The sequence below is a fragment of the Bacillus sp. HSf4 genome, assembly GCF_029537375.1.
Classification (GTDB): Bacteria; Bacillota; Bacilli; order Bacillales; family Bacillaceae; genus Bacillus; species Bacillus sonorensis_A.
The window spans coordinates 1,057,659-1,069,553 of sequence record NZ_CP120679.1 but is presented as its reverse complement, the minus strand read 5'-3'; the positions used below and the strand labels follow the sequence as shown (position 1 = coordinate 1,069,553).

Annotated in this window: 13 protein-coding genes; 5 read left to right on the top strand and 8 right to left on the bottom strand. The window is 45.5% G+C overall.

The window, feature by feature from the left end; all coding sequences use genetic code 11:
• Window positions 1–31: 31 nt before the first annotated feature.
• The 4 genes from P3X63_RS05390 to P3X63_RS05375 form a co-directional block, all read right to left on the bottom strand.
• Window positions 32–634, bottom strand: a complete 603-nt coding sequence (locus P3X63_RS05390) for a lysophospholipid acyltransferase family protein (protein WP_026586209.1) — start codon at window positions 632–634, stop codon at window positions 32–34.
• 258 nt (window positions 635–892) lie between these two features.
• On the bottom strand, window positions 893–1,033 hold the full coding sequence (locus P3X63_RS05385) for a hypothetical protein (protein ID WP_277692563.1): 141 nt from the start codon (window positions 1,031–1,033) through the stop codon (window positions 893–895).
• Between the two features lie 15 nt (window positions 1,034–1,048).
• Window positions 1,049–1,951, bottom strand: a complete 903-nt coding sequence (locus P3X63_RS05380) for a tetratricopeptide repeat protein (protein WP_277692562.1) — start codon at window positions 1,949–1,951, stop codon at window positions 1,049–1,051.
• 17 nt (window positions 1,952–1,968) lie between these two features.
• Window positions 1,969–2,133 carry a response regulator aspartate phosphatase gene (locus P3X63_RS05375; protein WP_236251210.1) on the bottom strand — a complete coding sequence of 55 codons (165 nt, stop codon included), beginning with the start codon at window positions 2,131–2,133 and terminating at the stop codon, window positions 1,969–1,971.
• 469 nt (window positions 2,134–2,602) lie between these two features.
• On the opposite strand from P3X63_RS05375, the gene sigM reads away from it, so the two are divergent.
• Genes sigM through P3X63_RS05360 form a run of 3 tightly spaced genes read left to right on the top strand, consistent with a single transcriptional unit; the run spans window position 2,603 to window position 4,435 of the window.
• Window positions 2,603–3,094: an RNA polymerase sigma factor SigM gene (gene sigM / locus P3X63_RS05370; RefSeq protein ID WP_003180127.1), complete on the top strand. Its 492-nt coding sequence runs from the start codon at window positions 2,603–2,605 to the stop codon at window positions 3,092–3,094.
• Complete coding sequence (locus P3X63_RS05365) at window positions 3,087–4,157, top strand: anti-sigma factor (RefSeq protein WP_026586208.1); 1,071 nt, start codon at window positions 3,087–3,089, stop codon at window positions 4,155–4,157. Before sigM ends, P3X63_RS05365 begins: the two co-directional genes overlap by 8 nt.
• Complete coding sequence (locus tag P3X63_RS05360) at window positions 4,145–4,435, top strand: hypothetical protein (RefSeq protein WP_026586207.1); 291 nt, start codon at window positions 4,145–4,147, stop codon at window positions 4,433–4,435. Before P3X63_RS05365 ends, P3X63_RS05360 begins: the two co-directional genes overlap by 13 nt.
• Window positions 4,436–4,610: 175 nt before the next feature.
• Here P3X63_RS05360 and P3X63_RS05355 read toward each other — a convergent pair whose 3' ends face one another.
• The gene (locus P3X63_RS05355; protein WP_409445030.1) at window positions 4,611–4,982 is read right to left on the bottom strand and encodes a GNAT family N-acetyltransferase; all 372 of its coding nucleotides are present in this window, start codon (window positions 4,980–4,982) and stop codon (window positions 4,611–4,613) included.
• 172 nt (window positions 4,983–5,154) lie between these two features.
• Here P3X63_RS05355 and pdxR point away from each other — a divergent pair, with 172 nt between their 5' ends.
• Both pdxR and P3X63_RS05345 read left to right on the top strand, forming a co-directional pair.
• Entirely contained in the window at window positions 5,155–6,552 is a 1,398-nt protein-coding gene (gene pdxR / locus P3X63_RS05350; protein ID WP_277692561.1) for a MocR-like pyridoxine biosynthesis transcription factor PdxR, read from the top strand.
• A gap of 78 nt (window positions 6,553–6,630) precedes the next feature.
• Entirely contained in the window at window positions 6,631–7,506 is an 876-nt protein-coding gene (locus P3X63_RS05345) for an AraC family transcriptional regulator (RefSeq protein WP_277692560.1), read from the top strand.
• Window positions 7,507–7,633: 127 nt separating this feature from the next.
• Here P3X63_RS05345 and P3X63_RS05340 read toward each other — a convergent pair whose 3' ends face one another.
• From P3X63_RS05340 to P3X63_RS05330, 3 genes are all read right to left on the bottom strand, one after another.
• Window positions 7,634–9,259 (bottom strand): pyridoxal phosphate-dependent decarboxylase family protein, encoded by a 1,626-nt coding sequence (locus tag P3X63_RS05340; RefSeq protein ID WP_035428267.1) that lies wholly within the window; start codon window positions 9,257–9,259, stop codon window positions 7,634–7,636.
• A gap of 25 nt (window positions 9,260–9,284) precedes the next feature.
• Window positions 9,285–10,643, bottom strand: coding sequence for a sodium-dependent transporter (locus tag P3X63_RS05335; protein WP_026586202.1), 1,359 nt, complete (start codon window positions 10,641–10,643; stop codon window positions 9,285–9,287).
• A 138-nt stretch (window positions 10,644–10,781) separates the two neighbouring features.
• Window positions 10,782–11,873 (bottom strand): citrate synthase/methylcitrate synthase, encoded by a 1,092-nt coding sequence (locus P3X63_RS05330; protein ID WP_077737134.1) that lies wholly within the window; start codon window positions 11,871–11,873, stop codon window positions 10,782–10,784.
• Window positions 11,874–11,895: the final 22 nt, after the last annotated feature.

The window sequence follows — 11,895 nt, the reverse complement described above, 5'->3', positions numbered from 1 at the left end:
TAAGGGAGTGTTCTTTCTTGGCAATATGTTCTTATGACATCTGCTTTAGCTGCTGTTCAAGCCCTTTAATACTTTCATTTAAAGCCTCTGTCATTTTCGCCAGCTTTTCTTTTGACGAATATTGAGCAAAGTCTTCCTGATTGAGCGGCTCGCCGATGATCAGCTTCATTTTGCCTTTCTTGAACAGCTCTTTTCCGTTGGACGGCCCGCTGTAAGCCGCCGGCACAAGCGGCGCTTTTCCCATTTGGGCGATCGTGACCGCCCCTCTTTTTAAAGGAACGTCTTCCGATGTTCTCGTCCCGCTCGGAAAAATGCCGACGATCTTTCCTTCTTTCAGCAATTTAATCGGGGTTTTGATGCTGCTCGGCCCCGGATTTTCCCTGTCGACCGGAAAAGCGTTGATGCTTGAAAGGAAAGAACCGGATAATTTATTTTCAAAAAGCTCTTTTTTCGCCATGTAGTGAATTTCATGAGGCAAAATGCCGACTCCTAATGCGACGACATCCACCCATCCGGAATGTGTGCAGGCCAGCACGAAACCCGTATCTTTAGGAAGGTTTTCCTTATTGTATACTTTAATTCCGCCGCGCAAAGAAAGAATCACTTTTGCAGCATTACCGATAAACTGATACATATGGCACTTCCTTTATTGTAGTAGTCGATTTTAGGTTTTCCTTTTCTATTATAACAACTTTTTTTATTACCTGGTACTAAAAATTGATTTTTCATTAAAAACTGGGGATTGAGGCTTCATATACGGGCTCGTTTTAGCTGATATTTCGCGTTTTAAGTGCACTGACTTCGCTGACATACTCCTGAAAGACACGAGTTTTCCTCGCCCCAAAAACGAGAAAGGCCCTTCTCATAATTTGAGAAAGGCTGGTGTTTCACTTTAACCGAATACTGCGTCTTCAGCAATTTTTATCGGCAAGGTTTCGTTAGCTTCAATTGAGCTTGATGTCATATTGTAAAGACCTAAAACAAGAAGACCGCCTAAAACTGCAGTTGCAATAATAGATTTCATACGCTTCATGATAATACCTACGCGTCAATTTAAGAATTTGATCCTTCGCATGACATGCCTGTTCAAAGTATTTCGCTGATGATAAATATTTCCTTCTTTTTTGTAATGAAGTGCAATTATGGTTGTTAATTCTGCAACATCTGACCACAACTTTTTTTCTCTCAGCTGTCCCAAAGCTTCGTCTATTTTTGCAGGATCGTGCCGATCATACAATGAGTATATCATTTGAAGCTTTGCCTTATATTCAAATTCATCTTCTGCATCGGCCCAGGAAAAGCTTTGTTGATACCAACGACGAGCTTCATTCAATAAATTTTGTTTATAATTCACTCGGCTCAACATATATGTACTGCGTATTCCAAAAATCGAATTTTCGCGTTCTTGAATGTTTGCCGCTTGTTCAAAGTATGTTTTTGACTCGTCCAACAAATCTCTTCTTTCGTAACACACCCCTAAATTAAAACATGCAAAGCTTTCAATAAGGCTGTTTTTATTGTCGCGTGCCTTATTTAAAGCATGTTTATAAAGCTTTGCGGCTTCTTCAAAACGATATAAATCAACTTGATTAGCGGCAAGTACCATTTCGCTGTTAATCACTCGATTGCTGTACTCTTCATAAGCCTTAAATGAATCTAACGCTTTTTCAATGTGATTTAGCGAAAAGAAGTGTTGCTTCATTTTGTAATAGGCGATTGCCACTTGATAATGAAATTCTGCTATCTCGATTTCATCCGGAATTTGTTGAAGCTTAGATTCCGCTATCCTGTAAAAATGAATGGCATCGGTGAAATTCTTCATATAAAATTCATACATACAGCTGAAGAAATAAAAATAATATTGCAGCATGTCGTCCGTCTTCTTTTCTTCAGCTTGATGTTCCATTCTTTTCAAGAGACTGCCTGACAAGCTATATTGATCAACCAGCATTTTATATCTTGAATCTATTAAATTAAAGACAGTAGGACATCTTGGTCTTCTTCCATGTTTTTAAGAGCATGTTCAATCTGATCTCTCATTAATTTTGCTTTATGAACCTGCTGAAGCTTAATGATCCCATACCATTGATTTAACATGTTTCCCACTTTTTGAGACGGCATTTTTACACTCAAGGCCCCTCATCCCTTTCCCCAAATTGAAATTTTTCAGTCTAATGAAAATTTTTTACATTTTTTTGATTTATGGTAATTATTTTGCGGAAGGAGGCATTTTTTGACAACTGGATTTGTGCTATTCCGTCTATTCAATTTACCGCAGTCTATAGATCGATTTTCAAGAACCCGTCTGTGTCCGGTTCTTCAGTAAATAAAAAGCACTCCGTCAGCTAACCCTTGACCAATAACAAAGCTTTATGGTATCTCTAATTTTCTGTCGTTATCTAACACGAGTTTGTCCGGGCGATTGGGGGAACTTTCAAAAATTCCCTCTCATCCATCATTAGTTTTTTTGAACATGTTCAGTTATTATATAGGATAGATGATTTTTAAGGGTAAGAAATTGGAGGAAAAAACAGCCGTGGACATGTTGAGTGCAACTTCAAACCTTTCTTATGCGTTTATAACATAGAGGGGAGAAAAGGCAGTGACTATCGATGAAATTTACCAAATGTATATGAATGATGTTTACAGGTTTCTGCTCTCCATGACGAAAGACAAACATCTTGCAGAGGATTTGCTTCAGGAAACCTTTATGAGAGCCTACATACACATCCACTCTTACGACCACAGCAAGGTGAAGCCCTGGCTTTTTCAAGTGGCTCGGAATGCGTTTATCGATTATGTCAGAAAGCATAAAAAGGAAGTAACGATTTCTGACGATATGATCGGAAGCTTGTTTCAAAACGCGGTCCAAAGCCCTGCCCACCAGGTCGAGATTAAGGAAGTGTTGACGCTATATATGAACCAGCTCCCCGATAACTACCGGGAAGCGCTTACGCTGTATTATTTAAAAGAGCTGAACTACAAGGAAGCATCAAGCTTGATGAATATCTCAGAGGCTAATTTTAAAAGTGTTTTATTTCGTGCCAGACAGCGTCTGAAAGCACTTTACAACAGAGGTGTTAACGATGAATGAAGATTTCAAAAAACGTTGGGAACAGTATAAAAACGGCGAGCTTTCCGAAGCGGAAATGATCAAGGTTGAAGAAGAGCTTGAACAGCTCGAAGAGTATCAGAACATGCTGGATCAGGAAATGAAAGACGAAAATTGGGACCTCACCCTCAGTCCTGAAAAGCAAAAAGCGATTTTAAGATATGGGAAAAATAAATCATATATGCGGATTTCAGCTCTTGCTGTCCTTTCCACGCTCATCATTCTGCCGCTGTGCACGCTTGGAAGCTATTTATACTACGGCATGGGCGGACATGAAAGCAAAGGAAATGCGTTGGTGCAGACCGCTTCAATGACGGTGGCCGTCACAAAGCCGAACATTCAGGTGGATACGGATGCACTCGTCAACAAAGTGCAGCTTTTTGGCATCAAGACCCAGTTTCCATTAAAGAAACAGATCGGCAATGTGACAAAAGTGGTTGGAAACGAGGAAGTAGAGATGTTCTTTGACCAGCTGAAGGCCCCGCGGGTTCACCAATATAACCAGGAGCTCACACAGGAAGAAAGGCATTTTGTCTATCCGGGAGGCATCAAAGAAAAATCGACTTCCAAAGCCAAAGCGATCTTGAAACAATTGCCTGACGGAACGGTGACAGAAGCTTACGTTTCATTTGAAAGATCCTATCCGACAAGGGAACTGTACGACAAGTTAAAAAGATATGATGTACGCGTCCTTTGGAATGCGATTGAAACAGAAACCGATTTAAAAGAGCATCCATACGCTGAGCCGATCGGCTATCCAGGGAAGGATTCCGACCGCATTTACGTCTATCAAAATTCCGATCAAAGCGATGCGGAGCAGTTCAAAGCGGCCCTGTCATATATGATCAAACACAATAAGTGGGCTGAAACGATATCAGGCAGAAAAGACTTAAAGCTTGCAAAACGGCTTGACTACGTTGAGAAAAACGGTGTGAATGTGTATGGCGCGGTGGTGACCGGTCCTTCAAAAGAAATTGAAAAGCTGATTGATAAAGGTCCTGTAAAAGCAGCTAAAGTAGGTGAGGTGGCATTATGGAACTGGTAAGAATTTTTAAAGAGCATAATGTATTTGGATGGGTATCTGTCGCGACAGCGATTCTTTCCCTGCTCATTTTAAATTTGGCGATCATCAGCGATTCATTCGCTTATTCCTTTAAAATGCTTCCTTTTGCAATGGCCGCCATTCCGCTCGGCATCATCGAGCTATTCATCAAAAAAGGCCGGACCGGATTAGGGCTCCTTGGTGTTGTGCTCAACATTTTCATCCTCATCTGCGTCTGGACGATTGTGTCAATTGATACGAATCTGCAGCTTGGTTTTTGATGATGGAGCTTTGAAAACTAAAGACGCGGAAGTCGAGAGCGGACACCAGCGCCATAAGCCGATGTCCGCCCCGCTTTCCGGAAAGATACCCATTTGAATAAAAAACCGCCTCCGCATTTTGGTTTTACCATCACAGCAGGAGGCGGTTTTTTATGCCTTTACATCCGCTCCCCTGCTAAAGCGGCTTTCGGTATAAATAACTCGCCTTATTGTATTTCATTTTTTCTTCGTAAAAACGGTGGGCGTCGCGTCGCTGTGTCCCTGATGACAGTGCGACAGACCGACAGCCCTGCTGCTTGGCCCATTCCTCGACAGCCGAGAGCAGCTGTTTTCCATAGCCTTTTGACCGGTGTTTTTCACACGTCACCAGATCCTCCACCCAAACATGGGCTCCTTGATTTAATGTTACTCGCTTTGAGAAGCCCGCCAAAGAAACGGGAACGTCATTGCTGTACAGTGCCAAAAGCTTGTAATTTTCGGTTTTCTGCAATGTTCCAACGAGCTCTAAAAACGCCGATTCATCGAGATGCGGTCGCAGCTGTTTCATCACCGGATATACTTCCTTTCGTTCTGTTTCAGATTGAATTTCTTTGAAATAAAGCAACAATATCATTCCTTTCTATTGGTTATGGATTTACTTTAACCTGACATCTGGCATGATTAAAATAGTCAGTTTTGCTAAAATAGTGAATGCCAGTTATCTTGAAAGGTATGATCATATGGATATAACACCTTTTTTAAACCGTGAACATGACGAGCCGCTTTATCAGCAGCTGTATACGTTTTTCAAAAATGAAATCCATAGCGGACATATCCAGCCGGGGACAAAACTTCCCTCCAAACGGGCGCTCTCCAGACATTTAAACGTCAGCCAAACAACCGTTGAGCATGCATATGATCAACTTACCGCCGAAGGCTACCTGATCACAAAGCCACGGAAGGGCTGGTATGCGGCTGAAGCAGATGGTGATTTTCAAGCGTTTTCGCCCCCTCCTCCTTTTGAAACAGCGGAGGAAGAAGCACCGCTCTCCGAGGAAGTCATCGATTTTCACCACGGCCATGTCGATCTCTCGTCATTTCCGATCTCCGCATGGAAAAAAACGCTCGCCAAAACGATTGATATTTCAAGTGCCGAACTTTTTCAGAGCGGGCCGCCGGCCGGAGATCTGTCGTTAAGAAAGATGATTGCCGTATACCTCAGAGAATCGCGCGGCGTCGTTTGTTCACCGGAGCAAATCATCGTCGGCGCCGGGACACCGATTTTACTGCAGTTTTTATGCCGGCTGTTCCCAAGAGGCGCGGCCGTCGGATTTGAAAACCCGGGATTCCATCGCTCCAAATCGGTCTTGCAGACAGGCGGGCTCAGGGTCATCCCGACAGCCGTTGATGACAGCGGAATTTGCGTCAATGAACTTGCTCAACACCAGCCCGCACTGGCTTATGTTACACCCTCCCATCAATTTCCGCTCGGCATGATCATGCCGGTCGGCCGCAGAATGAAGCTGCTTGATTGGGCGACATCACGGGGCGCTTATATAATTGAAGATGATTATGACGGCGAGTTCCGCTATGCGGGGCAGCCGATTCCCTCCCTCCACGGACTTGACCAAAACGACCGTGTTATCTATATGGGGACTTTTTCAAAGTCGCTGATTCCCTCCTTAAGAGTCAGCTACATGGTTCTGCCCCTTCCTTTGGCCGAAAAAGGACATGAGCTTGCTTCATTGTATAAACATACCGTTTCCCGCCATTTGCAGCAGGCTATCGCGAAATTTATGGAAAACGGCGAATATCAAAGACATATCAACCGTATGAGGACGCTTTACAGAAAAAAACGGAAAACATTGCTTGAAGCCGTTAAACGGGAGCTGGGAGGATATGCCGCCATCAAGGGAGAAAATGCGGGTCTTCACATCATTCTTGAAATACAAGGCGAACAAAGCGAAGAACGGCTGATTTTAAAAGCGCTTGAAGAAGGCGTCAAAGTCTATCCCGCATCTGTCTCATATGCGGCGCCGCCGCAGAATACGGCTGTACTTCTCGGATTTGGAGGGCTTTCTGAAGAGGAGATTGCATTGGGCATCAAAAGGCTGCAAAAAGCGTGGTTTGGTCAATAAATAAATCCCTGCACAACCGGGCACGAAAAGTCGGATGGCCTGATTCGCTTCCTGTTAATGTATAAAGGAGGTTATCTTATGGATTTGCTGAAGAACATGAATGAAGCCATGTCGTACATCGAAAAACATCTGGCGGACGATATTGACATTAAAAAAGCGGCAAAGCTCGCTTTATGCTCTGAATATCATTTTAAACGGATGTTTTCCTTTCTCGCCGGTGTCTCCCTGTCAGAATACATTCGCCGCAGACGCCTGACGCTAGCGGCGTTTGAGCTGAAAGACGGCGGAGCTAAAGTGATTGATGTTGCGGTTATGTACGGATACAGGTCCCCTGACGCTTTCACAAGGGCGTTTCAAAAACTGCACGGGATCACGCCGACGGAAGCAAGATACGGTTCTCACATGCTGAAAGCATATCCGCCGCTGACCTTCCAATTAACCATCAAAGGAGGAAGTGAAATGAACTACCGGATTGAAGAAAAGCCGGCCTTCCGCATCGTCGGCATCAAGAAAAGGGTGCCCGTCATATTTGACGGAATCCATCCGGACATCGCCGCCATGTGGAAAACGTTAAACAGCGATATGATCAAGCAGCTGAAAGAACTGTCCAATGTGGAGCCTGGCGGAATCATTCAAGCGTCCGCCAATTTTTCTGAGGGGCGGATGGAGGAGCAAGGTGAGCTCGATCATTATATCGGCGCCGCTACAACGAAAGAGTCCCCGCAGCATTTTACACATCTTGAAGTGCCAGCTTCAACATGGGCCGTATTCGAAGCGATAGGACCGTTTCCCGATACACTGCAAAGTGTGTGGGGGCGGATTTATGCAGAATGGTTTCCATCCGCAAACTATGAACAAATCGAAGGGCCGGAAATCCTTTGGAACGAGCACCAGGATATCGCCTCGCCGACGTTCAAAAGCGAAATATGGATACCGGTTCAAAAAAGGAACTGAGCGGTAGACAGACGGAATCCCCACATATAAAAGCCGAGTCTTCAAAGCCTGCTTTTCACATCGTGAACGAAAAAAGATATGGGAGAAGGGAATAAAATAAGGCCCTTTTTCCATATCTTTTTGACGTTTACCAGGTTGTGACATCCGACGATTCAACATGCGCTTTTAAAAAATCAATATACCCGTCAACCGCTTCAACCGTCGTGTAAGGAGACACACTGTAAAATTTCTGCACGTAGAGCGGTACAGGCGACCGGCTGTCAGCAGGATAGACATATTTTTGTTTTTTGGTGCTGCCAAAATACGTCTGATTGCGGAACCTCCCCAATCTTTCCGCAATTTTTTCATTATACTTATTGATGTTTTCCACTTCCGCCTCTGTAATGTTTCCGGTGAGTTCATCTTGATAGCGGACATCACGGGGGTAAAACCGGAATGTCGTCACCGGCGAAGCGTCATTGGTGACAGCTGCATTTGAAAAAGCTTCTGTCAGCTTTTTGCGAAACGCGAGATTGACCCTGATGTAATTCGCTAAAATCTCTTGGTAGCCTTGGATGCCGAAAGCAAGCAATGACGCATAAATCGGAATGCTGCTCCCCATTCGTGAGCATTCCAGCGTATAGCTTGTATGATAGCTGCCAAATCCTCTGTTTCCGACATACGGCGTCTCATCCGGGTCAAGATCGACCGCTTTTAAAGCCTTCCTGTTTTTGATTAAAAAAAGACTTGTCGTATATGGGGTTTGCCCGAGTTTATGAAAATCAAAGACAAGGCTGTCCGCAAGATGCAGGTGCTGAAAATGCGATCTGTAGCGGACAAGTGTTTCAAGCACTTCCTCCTCAAACCGGAGCGGATTTTCCGCAACATCATACCCGTTAAAAAAGCTGTACATTCCGCCCATCGCCGTGTCGGCATGGATGTAGATATGGGGCAGGCCGTATTTGCCTTCAAGCTCTTCCGTCACCTGCCTGATCCCCGCTAAATCATCGATTCCGAATGTATCTGTCGCACCAAGCGTTGCCATCACATAAACCGGTAGTCCGCCGTCAGCAATGACAGCCTCCATTTTCTCACGCAGATCGACCAGACTCATCGCATGATCGCGACCAGTTTTGACCTTGATCAAATGGTCCGTTCCTATCCCTGAGGCTTCCATCGATTTATAGAGGCTGAAATGCGACAGTTCGGAACAAAATGCGTACAGATGGTGCGGCGTCCCTTTTTGATTCGCTTCCGGACACGCATTTGCGATCGCGATCCTGAGCGATTGAAAGACGGCGCCCTGTCCTCCCCAGGTCGTAAAACCCGCGCTTGTTTGCCTGTCAAGCCCGACGATGTCCGAGAGCATGCTGGTGATTTTCACCTCTGCTTTGGCAGCTGCCGTGCCATCGACATCCCATAGATTATTTCCATTTAAAAGAACCATGAGCAGATTGCCCGCAATGCTGGCATTGTTCGGCAGCGGGGTCGCATTCGCTACATAATGCCGATTGAGAAAACGATGGCCATCCGCCAATGTCAGCAGTTCTTCAACACTCTTTTTTGCTCCAAGCCCTTTCACAGGCAAAACGGCCTCATCGATCACTTTCTCGTAATAATCTGACGCAACGGCTGATGCAGTGCCGAGCGCCAGCCGGCCCGGATCTTTCAGCTTATCGATTCCGCTCAGGACGGTTTCAAGCAGTCCGAGCAGCTCAAACCGCGCCTCATGATTGCCATCCTCGCTTGGAAACATCTTTTGAAGGTGTTGCATCATAATCTCCCATCTCCTGATCAATTTAAAATGAAAATACGCCGATTAAGTTTAAGAAAACAAGAACGATCGCGAGCGGAACAAGAAAGCGGAGCAGGTAAAACCACACGAGAAAGAACCCTCTCCCCGCCTTTGATCCGCTTTTCATCTCTTCAAATAAATCGCGCTTTGACAATTTCAGCGGCACAAAAATGGAAATAAACAGCGCTCCCAGCGGCATCAGCACATTGCTGACAATGTAATCCGCCGCATCAAAAAACGTCTTGTCAAAGATGAACGGCTGATGAAGGACACCGAATGACAGACATGAAGGGATGCCCGCGGCAAAAATCAGAAGCCCGATTGTCCAGGTCCATGTCGCCCTTTTGGCCTGCTCACCTTTCGTCACAGCGGCGACGATGATTTCGATCATCGAAAAAGCCGATGTCAGCGCGGCAAATAAAAAGGCGACCAAAAAAGCGATAAAGAACAGCATGCCGAACGGAAGCTGGCCAAAAACTGCGGGCAGCACCGCAAACAATAAGGTCGGACCCTCATCAGGCTTAAGGCCGAATGAGAAGACGGCCGGAAAAATCGCCAGACCGGCCAAAAGTGTGACGGCAAGATTCATGATGACGATCGACAGCGCCGATTTTGGCAGGTTTTGCGTTTTTGACAAATAAGAGCTGTAGGTCACCATCACGGACACGCCGAGTGTCAATGTGAAAAAAGCTTGTCCAAGCGCAAAAAGGACCGCCTTTGGCGTCAGGCTGCCAAAGTCCGGGACAAGCAGGAAACGAACGCCGTCCATCGCATGATCTAATGTTAAAGCCCGTAAAACAAGGGCGATAAATAAAATAAATAAGAGCGGCATCATGATTGTACTGACCCGTTCGATTCCTTTTTGTACACCTTTGGCAACGACAATGATCGTCATGATGATAAACAGAAGCTGCGCTGCCAGCGTTTGCCATGGATCTTGTATGATCGAGCCAAAAAGGGCCCCATATTCAGCTTGTGAAAGACCCGACAATGAACCGGACACAGCTTTCATGATATACAGCAGGATCCAGCCGCCGATCACACTGTAAAAGGACAGCACGAGAAAACAAGCGGCGATTCCAATCCAGCCTGTGACCACCCAAGGCGTCCCCGGTGCTATTTTTTGATAGGTGCCGATGGCATCGGATTGGCTTTTTCTTCCTAAAATAAATTCCCCAAGAAGCAAGGGATACCCTAAAAGGATTGTAAAAAGGACAAACACAAGGAAAAATGCGCCCCCTCCGCTCGTTCCCGCCACATAAGGAAACTTCCAGATCGCTCCGAGACCGATGGCAGATCCCGCGGCGGCGAGGACAAATCCTATTTTCGATGCCCATCTTGCTGTGATTGTGCGATCGCTCATTCATACACTTCCTTTCTATTACTTTTTCTATTATCTCTTACCGAGAGGCTTTTTTTAAAGTGATCTTATAAATTCTTATTTTTCGGAATTAATAAACAAAAAAACACGCACTTCAAGTTCAGAAGGCGTGTGTTCTCATTATTGGGTGACCGTGTCTCCGATATATTTGGCCGACGGCCGGAAAATCGTATTGTTTTCGGCCTGCTCCAAAACGTGGGCACACCAGCCGACCATTCTGGCAGCCGAAAATGTCGGCGTAAACAGCGATGCGTCAAAATTAATCGCTTTCATGACGGCTGCTGCGTAAAACTCAACATTGGTGTACAGCTTCCGACCCGGTTTATATTCTTCCAACAGGCGGATCGCCGTATTCTCAACATGAAGCGCCAGATCAATATCCCTGTCGCCCCCGGCAATTTCTTCCGCTTTGATCCGCAAAGCCTTCGCTCTCGGATCATGCGTTTTATAGACCCGATGCCCAAATCCCATCAATCTCTCGCCTTTTTCCAGCTTCGCTCTCAGATAGCTTTCAGCACGATCCTTTTCACCGATATCCTCAAGCATTTCAGTCACCGCCGACGGTGCTCCGCCGTGAAGAGGTCCTTTCATGGTCCCCAGTGCGGATGTAATGCTTGACACAAGATCGGATTCGGTAGATACCGTCACCCTTGCCGAAAAGGTTGAAGCGTTCATGCCGTGTTCCATCGCGAGAATCATGTATGTTTCGAGCGCTTTTTTCTGCGCTTCGGTCGGACGCTTTCCTTTCAGCATATAAAAATAATTTTCCACAAAGCCAAGTTCAGCATGCGGCTGCACAGGTTCCTCTCCATCGATCAGGCGCTTTCTGAAAGCGATGATGGACGGTGCGGCAGCAATCAGCCGAACGGCTTCCTCCATCGTTGGGCGGAACGTATACGTTTTATCCCCGAATGAAGAGATAACGGTGCGGAGAACCGCCATATCGTCGAATTCTCTTGGAAGACAGGCGATCAGCTTTTCAGCCGCTTCCGGCAGCATGCGGAATGAAGCAAGCGTTTCGGTGAATGAGCGAAGTTCTTCCTCTTTTGGAAATGTTCCATTCAGTATTAAATACGCAATTTCTTCAAATGTCGAAGCAAGCGCCAGTTCATCTGCACGATATCCTCTGTAGATCAGTTTTCCCTTTTCACCGTCAATATGGCTGATCGCTGTTTCAACACAAGTAACCCCTTTTAATCCATGATATACCATATGTATTCCTCCTTTTTCCTTT